Annotated in this window: 21 protein-coding genes; 16 read left to right on the forward strand and 5 right to left on the reverse strand. The window is 73.5% G+C overall.

The genetic code is table 11. The features are described 5' to 3' along the window. Positions 1-64: 64 nt before the first annotated feature. From ACIPYQ_RS17715 to pucL, 5 genes are all read left to right on the forward strand, one after another. Positions 65-373 (forward strand): SCO5918 family protein, encoded by a 309-nt coding sequence (locus ACIPYQ_RS17715; protein WP_319723949.1) that lies wholly within the window; start codon positions 65-67, stop codon positions 371-373. A 24-nt stretch (positions 374-397) separates the two neighbouring features. Beyond that, positions 398-769 carry a hypothetical protein gene (locus ACIPYQ_RS17720; RefSeq protein WP_401251935.1) on the forward strand — a complete coding sequence of 124 codons (372 nt, stop codon included), beginning with the start codon at positions 398-400 and terminating at the stop codon, positions 767-769. 146 nt (positions 770-915) lie between these two features. Next, positions 916-4230, forward strand: a complete 3315-nt coding sequence (locus tag ACIPYQ_RS17725) for an AfsR/SARP family transcriptional regulator (RefSeq protein WP_401251938.1) — start codon at positions 916-918, stop codon at positions 4228-4230. A gap of 108 nt (positions 4231-4338) precedes the next feature. Next, the gene (locus tag ACIPYQ_RS17730; protein ID WP_401251941.1) at positions 4339-5688 is read left to right on the forward strand and encodes an aspartate aminotransferase family protein; all 1350 of its coding nucleotides are present in this window, start codon (positions 4339-4341) and stop codon (positions 5686-5688) included. Positions 5689-5927: 239 nt separating this feature from the next. Beyond that, entirely contained in the window at positions 5928-6845 is a 918-nt protein-coding gene (gene pucL, locus ACIPYQ_RS17735; protein ID WP_361752169.1) for a factor-independent urate hydroxylase, read from the forward strand. 6 nt (positions 6846-6851) lie between these two features. Here the strand turns inward: pucL and ACIPYQ_RS17740 are convergent, their stop codons facing one another. After that, entirely contained in the window at positions 6852-7370 is a 519-nt protein-coding gene (locus ACIPYQ_RS17740) for a histidine phosphatase family protein (protein ID WP_361752167.1), read from the reverse strand. A gap of 188 nt (positions 7371-7558) precedes the next feature. Between ACIPYQ_RS17740 and ACIPYQ_RS17745 the strand changes: the two genes are divergently transcribed. From ACIPYQ_RS17745 to ACIPYQ_RS17770, 6 genes are all read left to right on the forward strand, one after another. Further along, positions 7559-7774: a CbtB-domain containing protein gene (locus ACIPYQ_RS17745; RefSeq protein WP_401251944.1), complete on the forward strand. Its 216-nt coding sequence runs from the start codon at positions 7559-7561 to the stop codon at positions 7772-7774. 42 nt (positions 7775-7816) lie between these two features. Then, entirely contained in the window at positions 7817-8566 is a 750-nt protein-coding gene (locus tag ACIPYQ_RS17750) for a CbtA family protein (protein ID WP_401251947.1), read from the forward strand. 21 nt (positions 8567-8587) lie between these two features. Further along, entirely contained in the window at positions 8588-8830 is a 243-nt protein-coding gene (locus ACIPYQ_RS17755; protein ID WP_319721555.1) for a hypothetical protein, read from the forward strand. A 321-nt stretch (positions 8831-9151) separates the two neighbouring features. Beyond that, positions 9152-9751: a hypothetical protein gene (locus ACIPYQ_RS17760; protein ID WP_401251950.1), complete on the forward strand. Its 600-nt coding sequence runs from the start codon at positions 9152-9154 to the stop codon at positions 9749-9751. 155 nt (positions 9752-9906) lie between these two features. After that, positions 9907-10266 carry a hypothetical protein gene (locus tag ACIPYQ_RS17765; protein WP_361752159.1) on the forward strand — a complete coding sequence of 120 codons (360 nt, stop codon included), beginning with the start codon at positions 9907-9909 and terminating at the stop codon, positions 10264-10266. A 100-nt stretch (positions 10267-10366) separates the two neighbouring features. After that, a complete protein-coding gene (locus tag ACIPYQ_RS17770; protein ID WP_401251954.1) occupies positions 10367-10546 on the forward strand; it encodes a hypothetical protein in 180 nt (59 codons plus the stop codon). A 91-nt stretch (positions 10547-10637) separates the two neighbouring features. On the opposite strand, the gene ACIPYQ_RS17775 is transcribed toward ACIPYQ_RS17770, so the two are convergent. From ACIPYQ_RS17775 to ACIPYQ_RS17785, 3 genes are all read right to left on the reverse strand, one after another. Then, positions 10638-11045 carry a hypothetical protein gene (locus ACIPYQ_RS17775; RefSeq protein ID WP_401251956.1) on the reverse strand — a complete coding sequence of 136 codons (408 nt, stop codon included), beginning with the start codon at positions 11043-11045 and terminating at the stop codon, positions 10638-10640. Positions 11046-11111: 66 nt separating this feature from the next. Continuing rightward, positions 11112-11510: a RidA family protein gene (locus ACIPYQ_RS17780; protein ID WP_401251959.1), complete on the reverse strand. Its 399-nt coding sequence runs from the start codon at positions 11508-11510 to the stop codon at positions 11112-11114. A gap of 81 nt (positions 11511-11591) precedes the next feature. Further along, positions 11592-12092, reverse strand: a complete 501-nt coding sequence (locus tag ACIPYQ_RS17785; protein WP_401252708.1) for an RrF2 family transcriptional regulator — start codon at positions 12090-12092, stop codon at positions 11592-11594. Between the two features lie 125 nt (positions 12093-12217). Between ACIPYQ_RS17785 and ACIPYQ_RS17790 the strand changes: the two genes are divergently transcribed. The 4 genes from ACIPYQ_RS17790 to ACIPYQ_RS17805 all read left to right on the forward strand — a co-directional run bounded on the left by ACIPYQ_RS17790 (position 12218) and on the right by ACIPYQ_RS17805 (position 17182). Further along, positions 12218-13045 carry a hypothetical protein gene (locus ACIPYQ_RS17790; protein WP_401251962.1) on the forward strand — a complete coding sequence of 276 codons (828 nt, stop codon included), beginning with the start codon at positions 12218-12220 and terminating at the stop codon, positions 13043-13045. An 81-nt stretch (positions 13046-13126) separates the two neighbouring features. Beyond that, complete coding sequence (locus ACIPYQ_RS17795) at positions 13127-15121, forward strand: FUSC family protein (RefSeq protein WP_401251965.1); 1995 nt, start codon at positions 13127-13129, stop codon at positions 15119-15121. 103 nt (positions 15122-15224) lie between these two features. Then, a complete protein-coding gene (locus ACIPYQ_RS17800; RefSeq protein WP_401251968.1) occupies positions 15225-15926 on the forward strand; it encodes a hypothetical protein in 702 nt (233 codons plus the stop codon). Next, a complete protein-coding gene (locus tag ACIPYQ_RS17805) occupies positions 15914-17182 on the forward strand; it encodes a sensor histidine kinase (RefSeq protein ID WP_401251970.1) in 1269 nt (422 codons plus the stop codon). The genes ACIPYQ_RS17800 and ACIPYQ_RS17805 overlap by 13 nt, the downstream gene beginning before the upstream one ends. A 59-nt stretch (positions 17183-17241) precedes the next feature. Here ACIPYQ_RS17805 and ACIPYQ_RS17810 read toward each other — a convergent pair whose 3' ends face one another. After that, on the reverse strand, positions 17242-19332 hold the full coding sequence (locus tag ACIPYQ_RS17810) for a PhoX family protein (protein ID WP_401251973.1): 2091 nt from the start codon (positions 19330-19332) through the stop codon (positions 17242-17244). Between the two features lie 411 nt (positions 19333-19743). On the opposite strand from ACIPYQ_RS17810, the gene ACIPYQ_RS17815 reads away from it, so the two are divergent. Further along, positions 19744-21465, forward strand: coding sequence for a VWA domain-containing protein (locus tag ACIPYQ_RS17815; protein ID WP_401251975.1), 1722 nt, complete (start codon positions 19744-19746; stop codon positions 21463-21465). The last annotated feature ends 30 nt before the right edge of the window (positions 21466-21495 follow it).

A 21495-nucleotide genomic window follows, 5' to 3' on the forward strand; every position in this document is an offset into this window, starting at 1 on the left:
TAGCTCCCGCGTCCCGTACGCGTCCCGTCCGCTCCGCTCCGTTCCGTCACGTCTGTGAGGCATCATGCGCTTCGTCATCGCCCGATACCCCTTCGACCTCGAGAAGAGCGAGGTGGAGGAGAAGATGAAGGGCGTCAAGGCCGAGCCCGTCACGGGAGCGTCCGTGATCATCAGCCGCCGCACCTACCCCGTCAAGCAGGTCGGTGAGGTCATCACCCGGCAGGACCGGCGCGACTTCACGGCGGCCGAGGTGACCCGGGCGCTGACCCGCCTCGGCTTCACCTGCCGCGACCTTTCGGTCCCCGTTCCGGCGCCCGCCCTCACCCCGCTCCAGGAGGCCTCGGCACTCCTCGGAAGCCCGGCCGACGCCTGACCGCGCTTGCTAGAGTCACCGTCCATGTCGATCCCTGACGACCTGCTCCTCGACATCGCCGCCATGGTCGAGTCGGAGCAGACCAATCAGATGTCCCTGACCGTCGTGGTCCACGGTGCCGTCATCACGGGCCGGCTCGCCCCCGAGAGCGTCTGGCGTCAGCGGGTGGCCGAGGTCCTGCGGGACTCCGACCAGCTGGGCCCGTTCGCCGAGATCTTCAGTTCCGCCGACCGCGGTGACAGACAGGCCGCGGCGGCCCCCTCGCACCTGCACTTCCACGTGGCGCGCATCCTCCAGGGCACCCTGGGCATCCCCGAGACGGGCGGGATGTACCGGATCGCGGTGAAGGACGTCAGCGCGTGGACCGTCGGGGACTTCAGCTACTCCGACAAGTAAGAGCGCCGGAAGACGGCCCTCGCGTTCGTTCGCGGGGGCCGTCTTCCGTTGCGCGCCGCCATCGCCAACTGCCGTCATTCCGGGCCTATCCGGCAGCCGCCGATACGAAATGGCAAGAGCGGCGGGCCGAGTCGCACAATGTCGGCATGCGGATCTCGATGCTGGGGGCCCTGGACGTACGGGGCGAGGACGGAAGCGGCGTCGGGGTCGGGGGACCACGACTGCGCGCACTGCTGATACTGCTGGCGCTCGAACCGGGGCGGGTGGTCGCCTCCGAGCTGCTGATCGACGGGATCTGGCAGGACGAGCCGCCGTCGGGTGCCGCGAACGCCCTGCAGGCCCTGGTCTCACGGCTGCGGCGGGCCCTGCGCGGCAGCGGCGTGGACGTGGAATCGCATCCGGCCGGGTACCGGCTGACGGTCGAACCCGACGCCGTGGACGTGGTCCGCTTCGAACGGCTGGCCTCCGCGGGCCGCGGGGTGCTGGCCCGGGACCCGGACACCGCCGCGCGGGTCCTGCGCGAGGCACTGGAACTGTGGCGCGGGCCCGCCCTGTTGGACGTCGCGGCCGCCGATTTCTTCCGGGCGCCGGTGACCCGCCTCGCCGAACTGCGGATGGCGGTCCTGGAGGACCGGATCGAGGCGGACCTGCGGATGGGCCGCGGCCGGGAGCTGACCGGCGAACTCGCCTCCCTCGTCGCCGAACACCCCTTGCGGGAAAGGCTCGTCGGGGCCCTCATGCGGGCCCTCGTCGCGGCCGGACGGCCCGCCGAGGCGCTCACGGCGTACGGGAACGCGCGCGAGGTCCTCGCCGAGGAGCTCGGGGCCGACCCCTCGCCGGAGCTGTCCGCACTGCACACCGCCGTGCTGCGCGGGGAGGTCCCGGCCGGGCCGCCCCCGGCCGCTCCCGCCCCTCCTGCAGCGGACATGCCCACCGCACCGACCGCAGCGGCTGCACCGACTGCACCGGCCGGACCGGCGGCCCTCGACGGACCGCAGGCCGCACGCCCCGCTCCGCCGACCAACCTGCGGGCCGGACTGGCCAGTTTCGTGGGCCGGGAGGAGGACCTCGCCCAGGTGGACGCCCTCCTGGGACGGTTCCGGCTCACCACGCTCACCGGCCCCGGCGGCGCCGGGAAGACCCGGCTGGCCGTGCAGAGCGCCCGCCCCCTGCTCGACCGGTTCCCCGACGGGGTCTGGCTGGTGGAGCTCGCGCCGCTGAGCGCGCCGGGCGACGTACCGCTGGCCGTCCTGAACGCGCTGGCCCTGCGGGAACACGCGCCGGCGGCCGGCGACCCGCTGGACCGGCTCGCCGCCGCGCTGCGCACCCGGACGGCCCTGCTGGTGCTGGACAACTGCGAGCACCTGATCGAGGCGGCCGCGGCGACCGCCGACCGGCTGCTCGGCGAATGCCCCGGGCTGCGCATCCTGGCGACCAGCCGGGAGCCGCTCGGCCTGACCGGCGAGGCGCTGTGGCCGGTGCATCCGCTGGCCCTGCCGCCGCAGGACGCGGACGCGGCGCAGGCCCTGGCCTCCCCCGCGGTCCGGCTGCTGAACGACCGTGCGGCGGCGGCCCGTTCCGGCTTCGCGGTCACCGCCGAGACGGCCCCGGCGGTGACCCGTATCTGCCGGGCCCTGGACGGCATGCCGCTGGCCATCGAGCTGGCGGCGGCCCGGCTGCGCACGATGGACGCCGAGCAGCTCGCCGCACGGCTGGACGACCGGTTCCGGCTGCTGACGGGCGGCGCGCGGACGGCTCCGCGCCAGCACCAGACCCTGCGGGCGGTGGTCGACTGGAGCTGGGACCTGCTGACGGAGGCGGAACGGGCCCTGCTGCGGCGGCTCGCGGCCTTCCCCGGCGGCGCCACGGTCGAGGCGGCCGAGGGGGTCTGCGCGGGCGGCCCGGTCGAAGCGGACGGGGTCCTCGACCTGGTCACGTCGCTGGCCGACAAGTCCCTGCTGGTGACGGCGGGCGACGGGCGCTACCGGATGCTGGAGACGATCCGGGCGTACGGCCTGCAGAAGCTGGCCGAGGCCGGCGAGCAGGAGACGCTCCGGCGCGCGCACGCCGCGTACTTCACCGAACTGGCCCGCACCGCGGACCCGTACCTGCGCCGGGCCGAACAGCTGGAGTGGCTGGCCCGGCTCACCGTGGAGCACGACAACCTGTCCGCGGCGCTGCGCGGTGCGATCGCGGCGGGCGACGCGCGGGCGGCCGTACGGCTGGTGGCGGCGGCCGGCTGGTACTGGTGGCTCAGCGGGCACAAGGCGGACGGCGCCGAACTCGCCGCGCAGGCGCTCGCGCTGCCGGCTCCCGCGCACGAGGGCCCGCAGGACGGGGGGCCGCAGGACGGGCCCGACCTGGAGGCCCGCGCCGTGGCCTGCGCGCTGGCCGTGCTGTTCGCGACGGCCGGACTCGGCGACGACCGGCAGACCGGGGAGCTGCTCCGCGAGGGGGTGGAGCTCGCCGGGCGGACGGGAAGCCGTCATCCGGTGGTCCGCTTCCTGGGGCCGCTGGACCGGCTGCTGCGCAGCGCGTCCACCGGCGAGGCGCCGCCGGCGGACGCCTGGGACGGCCTGCTGGCCGACGAGGACCCGTGGGTGCGGGCGCAGGGCCGGCTGGAGGGGGCCAAGACCCTGCTGGGGACCGGCGGCCGGCCGGCGGACGCGGAGTCCGCGATCGGGGCGGCCCTGGCCGGCTTCCGCGGGCTCGGGGAACGCTGGGGGATCTCCTTCGCGCTGACCCTGCTGGCCGACCTGGAGGCCCGGCGCGGCGAACACCGTACGGCGATGGCGCACTACGAGGAGGCCGTCGCCGTCATCGGCGAACTGGGCGGCATCGAGGACCGGATGTACGCCTGGGTCAGGCAGGCCCAGTCGTGCCTGCTGGCCGGGGATCCGGCGGGCAGCGCGGCGGCCATGGCGCGCGCGGAGCGGGACGCGGAGGCGGCCGGCTGGCCCGAGACGCTGGCCATGATGGCGCAGGGCAAGGCCGACCTGGCCCGCTGGAGCGGCGAACCGGCCCTGGCCCGGGCCGAGCTGGAACGCGCCCGCGAGGCGGTCCGCGGCCTGGCCGTCCACCCGGTGTACCAGGTGGCGGCCCTCGACTCCCTCGGGTATCTGGACGCCGCGGACGGCGCGCTGTCCGCCGCCCGGGCCCACCGGGAGGAGGCGCTCGACCTGGCGGTGGCCTCCCTGCACGCGCCCTCTGTCGCCCAGGTGCTGGTCGGCGTCGCGGACCAGGCGGTGCGGCTTGACCGGCCGCGGGAGGCGGCACGGCTGCTCGCGGCGGCCCTGGCGGTGCGCGGCGGGCCGGACCACTCGCGCGCCGACGCCGCTCACGTGGAGAGCGCGGTGCGCGCCGCGCTCGGCGACCGGTACGAGGAGGAGCACGCGGAGCCGGCCGCCGCCGCGGACCTGGAGACCGTACGGAAACTCGCACGGTCCGCCCTGGACGGCTGAGGGCGGCTCCGGTGGAGGGCGGCGGCCGCGGCACTCGCCGAGCGCCACGCGGTGGACACGGTGGGCGACCCCCGCCGCGTCCACATCCTGGACAACTACGCTCGTTTCATGAACGCAGAAGCCGACGCCCTCGCCACCGTGAAAGACGCTGACCGGAAGCACGTCTTCCACTCCTGGTCTGCGCAGGAGCTCATCGACCCGCTCGCCGTCGCCGGTGCCGAGGGGTCGTACTTCTGGGATTACCAGGGCAACCGCTACCTCGACTTCTCCAGCGCCCTCGTCTACACCAACATCGGCTACCAGCACCCCAAGGTCACCGCGGCCATCCAGGAGCAGGCGGCCCGGCTGTGCACCGTCGCGCCCGGCTTCGCCGTCGACGTGCGCTCCGAGGCGGCCCGGCTGATCGCCGAGCGCACCCCGGGCGACCTCGACAAGATCTTCTTCACCAACGCCGGGGCCGAGGCCGTGGAGAACGCCGTCCGCATGGCCCGGCTGCACACCGGCCGGCCCAAGGTGCTGTCCGCGTACCGCTCGTACCACGGTGCCACCTCCACCGCGATCAACCTGACCGGCGACGCCCGCCGCTTCGGCAACGACTCCGCGACCGCCGGCGTCGTGCACTTCTGGGGGCCCTTCGCCTACCGCTCGCCCTTCTACGCGGCCACGGAGGCCGAGGAGTGCGAGCGGGCCCTGCGGCACCTGGAGGACACCATCGTCTTCGAGGGCCCGCAGTCCATCGCCGCGATCATCCTGGAGACCGTCGGCGGCGCCCCGGGCGTCCTGGTGCACCCCGACGGCTACCTGGCCGGCGTGCGCGCGCTCTGCGACCGCTTCGGCATCGTCTTCATCCTCGACGAGATCATGGTCGGCTTCGGGCGCACCGGCCGGTGGTTCGCCTCCGAGCACTGGGACGTCACCCCCGACCTGATCTGCTTCGCCAAGGGCGTGACCAGCGGCTACGTACCGCTCGGCGGCGTCGCCATCTCGGCCGCCATCGCCGAGACCTTCGCCCGCCGGCCCTACCCGGGCGGGCTGACCTACTCCGGGCACGTGCTGGCCTGCGCCGCCGCCGTCGCGACGATCAACGTCATGGAGGAGGAGGGCACCGTCGAGCAGTCCGCCCGCACGGGCACGGACCTGCTCGGCCCCGGCCTGCGCGCGCTGGCCGAGCGGCACCCGTCGGTCGGCGAGGTCCGCGGCCTCGGCACCTTCTGGGCCCTGGAGCTCGTACGGAACCGGGAGACGCGCGAGCCGCTGGTCCCGTACAACGCCGCCGGGGCGGACAACGCGCCGATGGCCGAGTTCGCCGCAGCCTGCAAGAAGGGCGGGCTCTGGCCGCTCGTCGCCGGCAACCGCATCCACGTCGCGCCGGCCTGCAACATCGCGCCGCAGGACGTGGCCAAGGGACTGGAGATCCTCGGCCAGGCCCTCTCGGTGGCCGACGCACACACGGTCTGACCTGGGGAGATGTGCGGTCGCCCAATCCGTGGGTGCCTGTCTTGGACGTTCCGCGCCATTACCAACAACGCGTTAACGTGCTGGAATCCGAACAGAGCACCTACGGACCGGGATGCACGTCAGTCCCGGGGCGGTCCTCCGTGACCGAACGGCGGGGAGCGGGCCTTCCGCTGGACGCCGGGCGTACGGGATCCAGTCAGCACATCAGCCGGACTCCGTGTACCCGAAGGAAGTCAGCCATGAGCAAGCACGTCCTGGCACAGAACCAGTACGGCAAGGCCGAGAACCGCATCGTCAAGGTCACCCGCAAGGGCGCCGACGGTTCCTGGCACGAGATCCGCGACCTCAACGTCTCGGTCGCGCTCCGCGGCGAGTTCCGCGACGTCCACCTCACCGGCGACAACGCCAACTGCCTGCCGACCGACACCACCAAGAACACGGTGTACGCCTTCGGCAAGGAGCACGGCATCGACTCCCCCGAGGCCTTCGGCATCCTGCTCGCCAAGCACTTCGTCTCCTCCCAGCAGCCGATCCGCGAGGCGCAGATCCGCATCGAGGAGTACGTGTGGGACCGCATCCCGGTCCCGACGCGCAAGGAGCAGCACTCCTTCGTCCGCAAGGGCCAGGAGGTGCGCACCGCGCAGATCACGTACAGCGAGACCACGGGCCTGCAGGTCATCTCGGGTCTGAAGGACCTCACGGTGATGAACTCGACCAACTCCGAGTTCCACGGCTACATCAAGGACAAGTACACGACCCTCCAGGAGGCGTACGACCGCATCCTGGCGACCAAGGTCACCGCGCGCTGGGCGCACTCGGCGCTGGCCGCCGACGACTCCTCGTACGACTGGGACCAGGCGTACAAGAAGGTCCGCAAGAACATGCTGGAAGCCTTCGCGGAGACGTACTCGTACTCGCTGCAGCAGACCCTGAACCAGATGGCCGAGCGCGTGCTCGACAACTGCCCCAAGGTCAACGAGGTGCGCCTCAACCTCCCCAACAAGCACCACTTCCTCGTCGACCTGGAGCCCTTCGGCCTCAAGAACGACAACGAGGTCTACTTCGCGGCGGACCGGATGTACGGCCTGATCGAGGGCACCGTGCACCGCGACGGCGTGCAGCCGGTGATCGCCACGTCCGACTGGATCGTCGCGTAACGCCCGTCAGGAAGGCGTGATCGGCCCGGACCGCGTCGCGGGGTCCGGGCCGAAGTGCTGCGGCGGCCCCTGATCCGCGTCCTCCGGCTGGCCCACGAGCAGGTTCCAGCGCCCGGCCCGCCCGGTGAGGGTGGTCACCGATTCCGGCCGCACGTCCAGCCGCCAGAAGGCCGCCGCGGGCAGCTCCAGGGCGTACACCACGGCCGCCCGTACGACGGCCTGCTCGACCTCCATGCGGTGGGTGCCCGCCGTCAGCCCGGCCAGCTCCGCCCCGACGCGGGCGATCAGCGCGTCCACGGACTCGCCGCCCGGCGGCGCGTACCCGGGGTCCGTCATCCACGCCTGCAGGGCCGCCGGGTCCTCGGCCGCCACCTCGTCCAGGGTGCGCCCGGCCCACTCCCCCGCGTCGAGGCCGCGCAGGCCCTCGTACCCGGGGCACGGCCGCGCGTGACCGAAGCGTCCCTGGCGGGCCGCCGTGTCCAGTGGGAGTCTGGAAAGACGGACACGTATCAACGGGGTCTTCATAAGGGGAGCGTAAGCGCGGTACGGTCCGGACGAGACAACTGCATGACGACGGAACGACGGAAGCACCGGTGAGAATCCGGCACGGTCGCGCCACTGTGAAACCTCCCGGAGGGGGAGGCAAGTCAGACCCGTCACCGTCGTCGCGAGCACCACTGACCGGGACGCGTGTTCCCTCTGGAGGTTCTGTCATGTCCCACTCCGCCGTGCCCACGACGAACGCCCCCGCCCTTGCCCCGATCTCGCTCTCCGCGCTGGCCCCCTGGGCCGTGTTCGTCGGGATCCTGATGCTGGTCCTGCTCTACTTCGTCGGCGCCGAGCAGGGCGCCACCGCGATCTTCGAAGGCGAGACGATCCACGAGTGGCTGCACGACGGCCGCCACCTCCTCGGTTTCCCCTGCCACTGATTCCCCTGCCACTGACCTCCGTCTCCGCAAGGGAACCGAACCATGAACGTTTCCCCCCGCACGCTGCTCGTCAGGGGCATGCTCGCCGGTCTGCTGGCCGGTGTCGCCGCCTTCCTCGTCGCGTACCTCCTCGGTGAATCCAAGGTGGACGCGGCGATCGCGATCGAAGAGGCCGCCGCGGCCGGACACGACCACGGCGAGGAGGCCCCGGTCAGCCGGGCCCTCCAGGCCACGGCCGGCCTCGGCACCGGCGTCCTGCTGTACGGAGTCGCGCTCGGCGGCATCGCCGCGCTCGTGTACTGCTACGCGCTGGGCCGCATCGGCCGCTTCGGCCCGCGGGCCACGGCCGCGCTGGTCACCGCGGCCCTGTTCGTCACCGTGACCCTGGTGCCGTTCTTCAAGTACCCCGCCAATCCCCCCGCCGTCGGCGACCCGGAGACCGCCGGGCGGCGGACCGCCCTCTACCTCCTGATGATCGCCCTGAGCGCGCTGCTGGCGGCGGGCGCGCTGATCCTCGGCCGGCGGCTCGCGCCGAAGCTCGGCAACTGGAACGCGTCGATCGTCGCCGGCGCCGCGTTCGTCCTGGTCATCGGCGTCTCGTACGCCGTCCTGCCCGGGATCAACGAGGTCCCGGCGGGCTTCCCGGCCGCGCTGATCTGGGACTTCCGCATCGCGTCCCTGGCCATCCAGACCACACTGTGGACGACTTTCGGCCTGGCCTTCGGCTATCGAGCCGAACGGGCCCTTGCGCCCGCCTCCCCGCCCAAGGAGGCTGTGCAGCCGACGAGTTGACCACGAGGGGGCCGGTAGTACATGCCGACGGCGATCAGGGAATGGCGAGGCTGGACGGGCGCCGCCCCGTTCTGGCTGAACTCGTTCCTGCTGCTCCTGGCCCCCTGCTGCGCGGTCACGCTGTTCGGCCAGATCGGCATCATCGCCGCGCTGGCCGCCCTCGGCGGCCTGGCCCGCCACCTCTGGTACGGCGACTACGGCCACCCGGCCGTCCACCTCGCCGCCGTCCTGATGGGCGCGGGCACGGCCGCCGTCGTCATGTGAGGCCTCGCCCGGCCGCCTCGCCCGGCCGCCTCGCCCGGCCGCCTCGCCCGGCCGCCTCGCCCGGCCGCCTCGCCCGGCAGCACCGTCCGGGGGGCGCCGGCCGGGGGACGCGCGCTTGCCGTCTCACCCGTTCGGGGGCATCCCTCCCGCTCCCGGCGCGGGGCGGGCACATCCGTCGCGAGCTGGGGAAACGCGCGGATCTCGGGACGACACGCCCGTGACGCATCGTCAGTCCCCCGTGTTTCACCGGGTGCCGACGGGCAGAGGAGGTGTCCACTGCTCACATGACCCGGCCGCACGTGCCGGACAGGAGGGATTCCCATGCCCCGCGCCCAGTGGGTCGTCGCCTCGCTGACGGTGGCTCTGTTGTCCACCGGCATCGTGGTGTTGCAACGGACCGAGGGCGCCAGGCCCGCAGCCGTGACCACCGACGACGCACTGCCCTCGCGGGCGCTGGGGCTGTCCGGACACCGGCGGCTCGTGCGGGAGCTGGAGCAGTCCGGGCAGCACGTCCCCGGCCGGGGGGAGCGGTCGCCGAGAACCGCCGCCGGGCCGCTGCGCACGGTCACCGGACCCCTGCGGGCCGCACGGCCACTGCGGTTGCGGATCCCGAGCCTGGGCGTCGACGTGCCGTTGACCGACGACCGCGACGAGGTCTCCTGGGACACCGACGGTCCCGCGCCCGGGGCGGCCGGGACCGCCGTGGTCATCGGAGAAGGGCTGCGCCTCGGCGAGCTGCGGAGGGGCCGGACCATCGAGATCCCCCGCGCGGACAGCCGTACGGCCGTGTTCACCGTCGTACGGGTCTCACCCGGCGGGACCACCGCCCGCGAGGATCCGGCCGGCCGGCCCCAACTGCGGCTGCTCGGCGGCGAGACCGCCGTGCTGGCCCGGCTGACCGGGCAGCGCCGCACCCGCTGACCCGGCCGGCGAGCCCGCCGTCCCGCGCCCGGCCCGCAGCCCCAACCCGCCCCCCACGGCCGTCTGTCAGCCGTGGGGGGTGTCTTCGTCCCCCGGTCGGGGGCTTCTTGGGGCCGGTCCGGGAGTCGTCCGGCGTGTCGGGGCACACCCCTCGCATGAGTGGGAGGCGACGCGCACATTCGGCACTGACCCGGGCCCTGACCGCGGTCTGTGTCGTGCTGCTGTGCGTCTTCGGCGCCGGTCCCGCCGGCGCCGCGGCCGCGGAGTCCCGTCCCGCCTCCGCCGCGCCCTCCGAGCCCGGCGAACCCGGCGAGGGCCCGTCCGATCCGGCCGCCGACCCCGAGGCGCGGACGGCCGTACGGACCGTCACGCGCGGGCTGCCCGGCGTACGGCGGACACCGCTTGCGGTGTTTCACGTGAAACACCCGGATGCGCCGCTGCGCGGGCCGATCGCGGAGACGGCCGAACCGGACCTGTCCCTGCGGACGGTGCGGAGTGTGGTCCTGCGCTGCTGAGAGGGCCGAGGAGCTGTCCGGCCCCACCGGCAGGACATCCCCGCGACACCCCCAGTGAGAGCGCAGCCCCCACACCCCCTGAGCACCGTGAGGTTCCGCCATGCCCATCGACCCGTACGCCGCACTGAACGCCATGCTCCGCGCCGAGGTCACGCGGTTCACCCCGCCGGTCCGTCAGACCGAGCCGGCCGAGCCACCGAAGGCCCAGGCCGTGACCGTCGCCGCCGCCGTCGAGTCCGAGAGTGAACCGCAGCAGAAGGCCGCCGACCCGGCCGCGTAGGAGCACCCCGAGGCGCCCGCAGGGCCGTGTGGCCCTGCGGGCGCCTCAGGTACCGCCCCGCGAGTCCCTCGCGTCCCTTGCGTGCCGCGCGTCAGTCCTCGCGCGTGTAGTACCGGTAGAAGGCCGCCAGGCCCACGCCCAGCCCGACGAAGAGACCGATGACGGTCGAGCTCAGCACGGACGCGTCGGTGAGGCTGTGCAGGTAGCCCGCGGCGATGCCGGTGAAGACGCCGTACGAGGTGGCGTGGACCTCCCGCATGAGGCGGGGGCCGATCCGGGCCAGGGCGAACATGATCCCGGCGAAGAGCACGCCGCACAGGATCCCGTAGAAGACGTTGCCCGCGTCGACCGGACCCATCTGACGCTTGAGGTCGGCGGCCCAGAAGCCGTACACGAGACCGGCGAGCAGGGGCCGCACGTAGGCGCCCGCGCTCAGGTGGGCCTTGTCCGCCGACTGCCAGGTGGGCCGCCGGTGGGCGGTGGGTGCCGCATGTGCCATGACGGGCTCCTCTCATCCATCATCCAGAGCACACCCGCCACCCCGGACCGGCAAGTGGATCAACGGTCAGGGCGTGCGCACGGCCACGGCGTCGATCTCGAAGAGCATGCCGGGCAGGGCGAGGGCCGCCACCCCGATCAGGGTCTGGGCGGGCAGTTCGGTGCCCCAGGTGGCGTGCAGCTCCTTGAGGAGGACCTCCAGCTTCCGCTGGTCGTGGCCGACGATGTAGGTGCCGATGCGGACGACGTCGGCAGGACCGAGGCCGACGGCCGCGAGGGCGGTCCGGAGGTTGGCGAAGGCCCGCTCCACCTGGTCGGCGAAGTCCTCGGAGACGACGTGGCCGCTCTCGTCGGAGCCGTACTGGCCGGCTATGAAGACCTGCTCGCCGGGGGCGGAGACGATGTGGCTGTAGCCGTAGTCGGTCGGGGTGTGGAGTCCTGCCGGGTTGATGATGCTGCGCGTCATGCCGAGCTCCCTGTTTCCGTTCACGTTGCGGTTCACGTTGCCGTTTCCGATTCCGTACGTGCCGTGGTGCCGCCGCAGGTGCTACCGCGTGGCGAGCCAGGCGCGCAGCCGCGCCGGGGCCTCGGGCGCCTGCCGTTCGGCCTGCTGCCGGATCTCGTCGAGGTTCTGGGCCGCCAGCGCCCTGCGCCAGGCCAGTTCGGCCCGGGTCATGGCGTGCGCGATGGCGCAGCTGGGGGTCCCCCCGGACGGAGTCTGGGGGATGGCATCGGCCGCCGGTTCACCGGCGCCGGGGCCCTGCCGGCGGATCTCCGCGCACCGGAAGGCCTCCTCGGGCCCCTCGACGGCGGCGACCACGTCCATGAGCGAGATGGCGGCGAGCGGGCGGGCCAGCTTGAAGCCGCCCCGGGGGCCGGGGGCGGAGGTGACGATGCCCGCCCGGGCCAGCGCCTGCAGCTGTTTGTTGAGGTAGGCGACGGGCAGGTCGTGCCACGCGGCCAGCCGCGCCGCCGACACGGCCCGGTCCGGCCCGCTCCAGGCCAGGTTGACGCAGCTGTGCAGCGCCCACTCGACGCCCTCGCTCATCTTCATATTCTGGATAGTAGATATCCAGAATAGGGAAGGCAAGGATGCCGCGCCGCCGGACGCTCCACCCCCCAACCGCAGCAACACCGCTCGCGCCCGGCCCCGCGCCCGCATTCCCTGGTGACGTGCGCACCATCCTGTCGGCGGTACTCATCGCGCTCGTGGCCCTCCTGGTGCCCGCGAGCGCCATCGCGTACTGGGCGGACCGCGAGCTCGGCAACGCCGACCAGTACACCGCCGCGATGTCCCCCCTCGCCGCGAACCACGACGTCCAGGAAGTCGTCATCACCCAGGTCACCCGCGCCCTCGCCGGGCAGATCGATGCGGGCCCTTTCCAGATGGGTGTGGACGCGCTGCTGGGCGAGGCCCTGCACTCCTTCGCCGGCACCCCCGCCTACCTGACGGCCTGGGACGCGGCCAACCGCGCCGCCCACGCCGCCTTCCTCGACGCGCTCACCACCGGCCACGGCGACGCCCTCACCATCGACCTCGAGCCGGTCATAGCCCAGGTCAAGGGCGAACTCGTCGAGGGCGGCGTGCCCTTCGCCGACCGCATCCCGGTGACGCACCTGTCCGTGAAGGTCATGGAGTACGACAACCTCGCCGCTCTCCGGGAGGGTTTCCACATGCTCCAGATCGCCGGCGTCTGGCTCCCCGTGCTGACCCTGGTCCTGGCCGCGGCGGCCATCGCGGTCGCCGTCCACCGGCGCCGCGCCGTGATGGCCACCGGCCTCGGGCTCGCGGTCGGGGCGGGGCTGCTGTGGCTCACGGTGGAGGTGTGCCGCCGGCTCACCCTGGACGACCTGCCCGCGGACATCGACCGGCCCGCCGCCGGCGCCGTGTACGACGCCCTCACCTCGTTCCTGCGCACCACCGCCTGGGTGGTGCTCGTGATCGGGCTCACCGCCGCACTGGCCGCATGGGTGATGGGCCGGGTGCGCCGCACCCCATAAGCTCGGAAGGTACGCATCGCACACAGAACGACATAGAAGAGACCAGAAGAACCGATTCGCGAGCGGCGGCACGGAAGCGGGATGAGCACCGAACGCACCGAACACATATCGTCGCGGCGAGCCCGGCACCATCCGCTGGCTCCCCCCGCCTGGCTCCTCCAAGGGCTGAAGCCGAGTACCGCACCGATCCCGTGGGCCGCCGTGGCCCGGGCGGCGATCGCCCTCTCCGCCCCGCTCGCCGTGGGCTTCGCCCTGGACGAGCCCGAATACGGCGCGCTCGTCTCCATGGGCGCCCTCTCCGGCGTCATCGGCGACACCGCCGACGCCTACCGGATGCGGGTCCTCAACATCGCCGTCCCGCAATGCTTCGGCGCCGTCGGCGTGGCCCTGGGCACCCTCGTCTACGGCCACGGCTGGCTGGCCGTCGCCGTGCTCACCCTCATCGCCCTGGTCTCCGGGATGATCTCCTCCATCGGCACGGTCGCCTCGGTGTCGGGGCTGCTGCTCCTGCTCAACGCCGTGATAGGCGCCGGCATCCCGATGCCGGAGCCCTGGTGGACGGCGCCGCTGCTGCTGAGCGCGGGCGGACTGTTCGTGCTGGCGCTCAGCCTGCTGGGCTGGCCGCTGCGCGGCAGACAGCCCGAGCGGGCCGCGGTCGCCGCCACCTACCGGGCCCTCGCCGACGCCCTGGAGGCCGCCGGACACCCCGGCTCCGCCTACGACGAGCGCCGGCTGGAGGTCACCGTGGCCCTGAACCAGGCCTACGACCTGGTGCTCGGCCGCCGGGCCCGGGTGCACGGGCGCAGCCCCTCGCTGGTGCGGATGCTGGCTCAGCTCAACGTGGTGATCCCGCTCGTGGAGGCCGCGCCCGCCGCACACCTGCGCGGCAGGCCGCTGCCGCCCGAGATCCCGGCGGCCGTGCGGTCCCTCGCCACCGCCGTCGAGGAGGGCCGCACCGGAACCCCCGTACTGGACCTGCCCGCCGCGCACACCCCGGCCGAGCGGGCCGTGGACGCGGCCCTGCGCCACGCGGCCAGGATCGTGTACCTCGCCGAACCGGACCCGTACAACGTGGACGACCGCCTCGGCCGGCCCGCCGCGCTGCGGGTGCGGGCCCGGCGGGCCGTGCGCGACATGATGCTGTCCAAGGCCTCCTGGCGGTACGGGCTCCGGCTCGCGCTGTGCATCGGGCTCGCGCAGGTGCTCGTATCGGTGATCGAGTTCGAGCGGTCCTACTGGGTCGCGCTGACCGTCACCTTCGTCCTCAAGCCCGACTTCGGCTCGGTGTTCTCGCGGGCCGTGCTGCGCGCGCTCGGCACCGCAGGAGGGCTGGTCATCGCGGCCGCCGTACTCGCCGAGGTACCGCGCGGCTGGGCGGTCGTGCCGGTGATGATGGTGCTCGCCGGGCTGATCCCGGCCTTCTCGGTCAAGGGTTACGCCTTCCAGACCGCCGCGATCACCCCGGTGATCCTGCTGCTCTCGGACATGCTCAACCACCAGGGCTTCGACCTGATCCGCCCCCGGCTGCTGGACAGCCTGATCGGCTGCGCCATCACCCTCGTCGCCGGATACCTGCTGTGGCCCGAGAGCTGGCACACCCGGATCGGGGACCGGCTCGCCGACACCGTGTACGACGCCGCCCGCTACGTGGAACGGGCCTTCGCGCCGGTCGCCGACGAGGCCGCGCACGCGGCGGCGCGCACCGCCCGCCTCCAGGCCCGGCGGCGCATCTACCGCGATCTGTCGGGCGTGCGCAGCGAGTTCCAGCGGGCGCTGACCGAGCCGCCGCCGACGGGGGCGCGGGCCGCCGCCTGGTGGCCACTGGTGGTAGCCGTCGAACGGATCGTGGACGCGACCACCGCCGCGCGGGTCCGGGTCAACCACGGTGCGGCGCCGCCCGACGCGGACGAGGTGGAGCGGATCGCGCGCCAGCTGCGCGAACTGGCCGGGCGGGTCCGCAGCAGCACCGTCCCGGTACGCGTCGAGGCGGAGCCCCCGGGCGACGCGTCGAGCGTCCTGGCCCCCGTCCACCAGGAGGTCGCGGCGGCCCGCGCCATCGCCCAGCCGGAACCCTGACGCCGGTCCCGCCGGTCCCGCCGGGTCTCCCGCAGTTCCCCGGGAGTCGCCCGGATGGGCCTGAGTCCGGGCCGGGAGCCGCCCGGCGGGAGAGCATCGGACCATGCACCGCGCCCCGGCCGTGATCGTCCTCGCCGTCCTCCTGGCGGGGTGCGCCGATGTGGAGGGGCTGCAGAGCGAGGGCAACCTCGGCACGGTGCACGCCCCGCAGAGCCTGTGGAAGGACATCCGCCCCGACCCGCCCGAGCCGGACCAGAAGCCGGGCACGGCCGCCGTGGTGCCCGGGCTCCCCGAGGTGGCGGGCCTGAGCATGCGCGGGGTGAACGCGCTGTCCGTCGTACGGGCCGACATCACCTCGGCGACGGAACAGGACGGCGGGACGGGCCGGCTCGTCGACCCCCGGGCCGTGCAACGGCTCGCACTCTGCACACAGGCTGTGGACGGCGGGCCCGACTGCCCGGTGCGCCCCGCGGTCCTGCACGACCTGACGGGCAACGGCCGGGAGGAGCTGATCACCGCGCTGGACCTCGACGGCCGGCTCAGCGAACTGCGCGTCTACACCGTCCAGGACGACGGGCGGGTCGCCCGGATCCTGTCCCGTCGGGCGGTGCTGGAGGGGGTGGAGGTGGCCGCCGAACACCTGGCGGTCCGCGAACCGACGTCGAACCCCGCCTACGTCGCCGTCTCCGACTACGTGTGGGACCCGAAGGCCCGGACCATGAACCTCACCCAGCTCACGCTGGACGACTGCCCGTCCCTCACCGGTGCCCCGCTCAGCCCGGACGCACAGCGATGCACGCGCTGAGCAGCCTCCGCTGGAAGATCGCCCTGACCACCACGGCGGTGTGCTGCATGGTCGCCGCCGTGCTCGGCATCCTGGTGCACAACGTGGTCGCCGAGCAGATCGTCGGCGAGGTCCGCAAGGACGCGGGCACGGCACTGGAGCACGCCCTCAGCCACTACGAGTACGGGACCACGCACGGCGACGTGAACATCGTCCTCGACCCGCCCCAGCTGCCCCGCCTGCTGCGCGACCTCGTCGCCCGCGGCGGCACCGGCAGCATGGTCGGCTCGTACGACGGCAAGCCCGTCATGTGGGCCGCCGCCCCCGCCGACCGACAGGCACTCGCCGTCTGGATCCCGTTCCAGGGCACCCGCAGCCGGCTGCGGGACATCGACACCACGATCCTCGCCTCCGCGGCGCTCGCCGCCGGTGTGGTGGCACTGGCCGGCCTCTTCCTGGCCGACCGGATCAGCCGGCGGCTCGCGACCACCGCCGCCGTGGCCCGCAGGATCAGCGCCGGGGACCTGGACGCCCGGGTGGGCTTTCCCTCCCGGGCGGACGACCGGCGGCCGGGCCGCCGCTCCCGCGACCGGGACGAGGTACGGGACGTGGCGCACGCACTGGACTCGATGGCCGGGTCCCTCCAGGACCGGCTGGAGGCGGAGAAACGCTTCACGGCGGACGTCGCACACGAGCTGCGGACCCCGCTCACCGGCTCACTGGCCGCGGCGGCGCTGCTGCCCGAGGGCCGCCCCAAGGAGATGATCAACGACCGGCTGAAGGCCCTGCACCTGCTGACCGAGGACCTGCTGGAGATCTCCCGGCTGGACTCGGGCGTGGAACGGGCCGATCTGGCCCGGGTGGAACTCGGCCGGGCCGTGGAGCGGGCCGTCGCCGGGGCCGGACCGGCCGCCTCGGTGCGGGTGGTCCGGGACGCGGTGGTCCTCACCGACCGGCGGCGCCTCGACCGGATCCTGGCGAACCTGCTGGTCAACGCCCACAAACACGGCCGGCCGCCGATCGAGGTGAGCGTGGAGGGCCCGGTGGTGACGGTCCGCGACCACGGCCCCGGCTATCCGCCCGAGCTGATCGAGCAGGGCCCCCAGCGGTTCCGCACCGGGGACCCGGGCCGCGGACGCGGCCACGGGCTGGGGCTCACGATCGTGGCGGGGCAGGCGGCGGTGCTGGAGATCGAGCTGAGCTTCGCCAACGCGCCCGACGGGGGCGCGCTGACGACCCTCAGACTTCCGGTCGGACGGCTGCCGGACGGAAGTTGACGAAGGGCCGACGCTCACGTGAGGTGTGTTTCACGTGAAACATCGGCCCAACAGCCGGATCAGACGCCGATGTTCTTGCCGTCCTTGCGCCAGACCGAGACGACGGCCGGGCGGACGATCTTGCCGGGGCCGTCGGGCCACACCGACTGCGGCTTCTCGACGGACGCGCCGTCGATCTCGCCCGGGTGCTGGACGGCGACCAGGACGCGCTTGTCCTGGATGATCGGGCCGCAGGTCTCGGCGCCGCGCGGGACGGTCAGGAACTGCTTCAGCTCACCGCGGCGCTCACCGGCCGTCGCGACGCCGAACAGGCCGTCGTGGGAGCCGAGCTGGTTGCCGTCCGTGGAGATCCACAGGTTGCCGTGCGGGTCGAAGGCCACGTTGTCCGGGCAGGAGATCGGGCTGACCTTGTCCTTCGGGAAGCCCGCGAAGTACGTCGCCGGGTCGTTCGGGTCACCGGCGACCAGGAAGAGCCGCCAGGCGAAGCCGTCGCCGGCCGGGTTGTCGAAGTTCTCGGCGAGCTCCAGGATCTGGCCGTGCTTGTTCAGGTTGCGCGGGTTGGCCTCGGTCGCACCCTCCGCCTTGCCGGGCTTGCCGCGGTCGGTGTTGTTCGTCAGCGCGACGTAGACGCGGCCGGTGCGCGGGGAGGGCTCGACGTCCTCCGGGCGGTCCATCTTGGTGGCGCCCACCTTGTCGGCGGCCTGGCGCGTGAAGACGTACACCTCCTCGGCGGTCATGCCCTCGACGTGCGAGACGTTGCCGGTGGCCAGCTTGATCCAGACGCCGGAGCCGTCGAACTCGCCGTCGGAGGGGTGCTTGCCGGTGCCGTCGATCTCGGCGGCCGGGGAGTCGCCGGTGAGCTTGGCGACGTAGAGGGTGCCCTCGTCGAGCAGCGTGAGGTTGTGCTCCTTCGCCGCGCGCGAGTTGCCCTTCTTCATCTGCTTCGACGAGACGAACTTGTAGAAGTAGTCGAAGCGCTCGTCGTCGCCCATGTAGACGACCGGGCGGCCGTCCTCGGTCAGGCGGGGCTGCGCGGCCTCGTGCTTGAAGCGGCCCAGCGCGGTGCGCTTGCGCGGGACGGAGTTCGGGTCGTACGGGTCCAGCTCGACGACCCAGCCGAAGCGGTGCGACTCGTTGGGCTCCTGCGCCACGTCGAAGCGCTTGTCGAAGAGCTCCCACTTGCGCTCGGTGGCGCCGGCGGTCACGCCGTAGCGCTTCAGGCGGGCGGCCGCGGCCGGGTCGGTGACCTGGCCGGCGTTGCCGAAGTACTGGTTGAAGTTCTCCTCGCCGTGGAGGGTGGTGCCCCACGGGGTGGTGCCGCCGGCGCAGTTGTTGAGGGTGCCGAGCACCTTGGTGCCGGTGGCGTCGACGGAGGTCTTCAGCAGGGCGCTACCCGCGGCCGGGCCGGTCAGCTTGAACTCGCTGGTCGCGGTCAGGCGGCGGTTGAGCTGGTGGCGGGTGACGGCGGTCAGCTTGCCGCTGCGGTGGTCCTCCTGGACGACGACCACGGACAGGCCGTGCGCGGCCCAGGCGATCTCGACCTGCTCGCGGGTCGGCTTGGCCGGGTCGTAGCCCTTGAACATGAGGATCTCGTCCGTGTACTCGTGGTTGGCCACGAGCAGCTGCTGGCGCTCGTAGTCGCCGCCGAGCGGGAGGAGGCTCAGGAAGTCGTTGTTGTAGCCGAACTGACCGGCCTGCGCGGCGGCGGTCTGCTTGTCCGGGTTGAAGCCCGGAGCGCCCTTGATGATCGGCTCGCCCCAGCGGATGACCACGTTCTGCTCGTGGCCCTCGGGGACGGTGACCTTGTCGTCGGTGTTGGGCGCGACGGCCTTGAAGCGGAGGCCGCGGGCGGCCTCGCCGCCCTTGCCGGCGCCGGCGGCCGCGGCCTCACCGGACGGGCTGGCGTTCGCGGTCTGCCCCGGGCCGCTGAGGGCCACGGCGGTACCGGCGGCGGTGGCGACCGTCACGACGGCGGCGGTACGCAGCATCGAGCGGCGGGAGTACGCGCGGGCTATGACGTCGCCGGCGTACTCGTTGTCGCTGGTGTTCGGCACCTCGTGGAAGCAGGCGTCGCCACAGCGGTAGCGACAGGTGAGAGCGGACCGGCCGCTCCCATGCGGGTTGCCGATGAGCGGCAGAAGCTTGCGCACGAGTGTCCTCCGAGTAGCTGCGTGGGCGCCGACAACCTGTCGGTACGATCCAGCCGTGACGCTAGGCCCGGGTTGCGCCGAAGCGGCGGCGCAGGGATGAACGGTCGGTGAACCCGGCACGTCGGAGCGGCAGTTCGAGGGCGGTCTGAGGGTGTTTGGAAGCCGGACGCCACGAAAGGCGACCCTGCCGAAGATCCAGCCGGGCGGCCGATAACCTTACGTGTCCACTCTGGGCAGGGATCAACCGCGCAGCACGGACAAATGACGCACGCACTCATGCGAAAGGCCTGGCCCATGGGTATTCGGAGCTTGTTGCGCAAGGTGTTCGGACGGTCTGAAGAGCCCGTTCCGGAGACTACGGACGCCCCCTCGGCCGCTGTCCCCAACCAGGCGGAACGTACCCCCCTGGACGTGGCCGCCGATCTGGTGGCGGCGTCCTTCGACAACCCCACTGTTCCTCCTCAGTCCGCCCCGCGGGACCGCGAGCCCGGCACGGTCCTCACGGCCCCCGCCCCGGCCGCGGACCCCACGGTCCCCGAAGCCCGCCGCGCCCCTTCGCCAGCGGCGAAGCCCGGCCCGGAATCCACCCCGCCCGCCCCGGAGGCGAAGCCCGAGCCGGCTACCGCCGAGGCCGAACCGCCGGCCGCGGAGCCCACCGCTGCGGAGCAGCCCGAGGCCGAGGCCGAGCCGGACGTCACCGCGCCCGAGGCGCAGGCGGAAGCGGAGCCTCTGGCCGACGTCGCGGCGGAGCCCGAAGCCGCGCCGCAGGCGCAGGACGAGCCCGCCGCCGCCGAAGCCACCACGCCGGAGGCGGACGCCCCCGCCGCTGCCGAGCCGCTGACGGCAGAGGCCGACGTAGCCACGCCGGAGGCGGAGACCGCCCCGGCCGCAGAGCCGGAGGCCGAGCTCGCGGCGGAGCCCGACACCGCGCCGCAGGCGCAGGACGAGCCCGCTGCCGCCGAGGCCACCGCGGCTGCAGAGCAGCCCGAGACCGAGCCGGCAGCAGCCGAAGCCCCCGTACCCGCGGCCGAGCCGCTGGTGGCAGAGGCCGCCGCGGAGCAGCCCGAGGCCGAGGTCCCGGCGGAGCCCGAGACCGCGCCGCAGGCGCAGGACGAGGCGGCCGCCGCCCCGGCCGCAGAGCCGGAGGCCGAGCCTCTGGCCGAGGCCCCGGCGGAGCCCGAAGCCGCGCCGGAGGCGCAGGACGAGCCCCAGGCCGCCGAAGCCGCCGCGCCGGAGGCGGAGGCCGCACCGGTCGCCGAGACGGACACCACCGCGGCTGCGGAGCAGCCCGAGGCTGAGGCCACGCCGGAGGCGGAGACCGCCCCGGCCGCAGAGCCGGAGGCCGAGCTCGCGGCGGAGCCCGACACCGCGCCGCAGGCGCAGGACGAGCCGGCCGCGCCGGAGGTGGAGCCGCTGGCCGCCCGGGCCGACGTGCCCGCGCCGGAGGGGGACGAGGTCGACGGGGCCACCCAGACGGCCGCGCACGCGCTCGCCGCCGTACGGCGTCGCGCGCCCGAGGTCGTCGGCGCGTACAAGGCCGCCGGCCAGGTGCTCCGCGCCAAGGGGAAGGCCGGGGCGCGGGCCAAGGTGTACCTCGTCCTGGACCGGTCCGGGTCGATGCGCGGCTTCTACAAGGACGGCAGCGCGCAGTACCTCGCCGACCACGCCCTCGCCCTCGCCGCGCACCTCGACGAGGAGGCGACCGTGCACACCGTGTTCTTCTCCACGGAGGTGGACGGCACCGCCGACCTGGCCCTCGACGGCCACGACGCGGCCTGGGTCGAGGCCCGCCACGCCGAGCTCGGCCGGATGGGCCGCACCAGCTACCACGTGGCCGTCGAGGCCGTCGTCGAGCGCTACCGGAAGGACGGCGGCGAGGGCCCGGCCCTGGTCGTCTTCCAGACCGACGGCGCCCCCGACAACCGTCAGCCCGCCCGTCAGGCGATCACGGACGCCGCCGCCACCGCGCCCGGCATCCACTGGCAGTTCGTCGCGTTCGGCGACCACGACAACAAGGCCTTCGACTTCCTGCGCAAGCTGGACGCCGAGAACGCCGGCTTCTTCCACGCCGGCCCGGCCCCCACGGAGCTGACCTCCGCCGCCCTGCTCAAGGGCGTCCTGGACCGGTTCTAGGCCCCGCCCGGGCCGTACGCGAAAGGCGGC

Source organism: Streptomyces sp. NPDC090045 (assembly GCF_044747975.1).
In the GTDB taxonomy this organism is placed as follows: Bacteria; Actinomycetota; Actinomycetes; order Streptomycetales; family Streptomycetaceae; genus Streptomyces.

Coding starts and splice junctions, on each gene's coding strand:
- ACIPYQ_RS17715 (WP_319723949.1), top strand. CDS start 65: ATGCGCTTCGTCATCGCCCGATACCCCTTCGACCTCGAGAAGAGCGAG.
- ACIPYQ_RS17720 (WP_401251935.1), top strand. CDS start 398: ATGTCGATCCCTGACGACCTGCTCCTCGACATCGCCGCCATGGTCGAG.
- ACIPYQ_RS17725 (WP_401251938.1), top strand. CDS start 916: ATGCGGATCTCGATGCTGGGGGCCCTGGACGTACGGGGCGAGGACGGA.
- ACIPYQ_RS17730 (WP_401251941.1), top strand. CDS start 4,339: ATGAACGCAGAAGCCGACGCCCTCGCCACCGTGAAAGACGCTGACCGG.
- pucL (WP_361752169.1), top strand. CDS start 5,928: ATGAGCAAGCACGTCCTGGCACAGAACCAGTACGGCAAGGCCGAGAAC.
- ACIPYQ_RS17740 (WP_361752167.1), bottom strand. CDS start 7,370: ATGAAGACCCCGTTGATACGTGTCCGTCTTTCCAGACTCCCACTGGAC.
- ACIPYQ_RS17745 (WP_401251944.1), top strand. CDS start 7,559: ATGTCCCACTCCGCCGTGCCCACGACGAACGCCCCCGCCCTTGCCCCG.
- ACIPYQ_RS17750 (WP_401251947.1), top strand. CDS start 7,817: ATGAACGTTTCCCCCCGCACGCTGCTCGTCAGGGGCATGCTCGCCGGT.
- ACIPYQ_RS17755 (WP_319721555.1), top strand. CDS start 8,588: ATGCCGACGGCGATCAGGGAATGGCGAGGCTGGACGGGCGCCGCCCCG.
- ACIPYQ_RS17760 (WP_401251950.1), top strand. CDS start 9,152: ATGCCCCGCGCCCAGTGGGTCGTCGCCTCGCTGACGGTGGCTCTGTTG.
- ACIPYQ_RS17765 (WP_361752159.1), top strand. CDS start 9,907: ATGAGTGGGAGGCGACGCGCACATTCGGCACTGACCCGGGCCCTGACC.
- ACIPYQ_RS17770 (WP_401251954.1), top strand. CDS start 10,367: ATGCCCATCGACCCGTACGCCGCACTGAACGCCATGCTCCGCGCCGAG.
- ACIPYQ_RS17775 (WP_401251956.1), bottom strand. CDS start 11,045: ATGGCACATGCGGCACCCACCGCCCACCGGCGGCCCACCTGGCAGTCG.
- ACIPYQ_RS17780 (WP_401251959.1), bottom strand. CDS start 11,510: ATGACGCGCAGCATCATCAACCCGGCAGGACTCCACACCCCGACCGAC.
- ACIPYQ_RS17785 (WP_401252708.1), bottom strand. CDS start 12,092: ATGAGCGAGGGCGTCGAGTGGGCGCTGCACAGCTGCGTCAACCTGGCC.
- ACIPYQ_RS17795 (WP_401251965.1), top strand. CDS start 13,127: ATGAGCACCGAACGCACCGAACACATATCGTCGCGGCGAGCCCGGCAC.
- ACIPYQ_RS17800 (WP_401251968.1), top strand. CDS start 15,225: ATGCACCGCGCCCCGGCCGTGATCGTCCTCGCCGTCCTCCTGGCGGGG.
- ACIPYQ_RS17805 (WP_401251970.1), top strand. CDS start 15,914: ATGCACGCGCTGAGCAGCCTCCGCTGGAAGATCGCCCTGACCACCACG.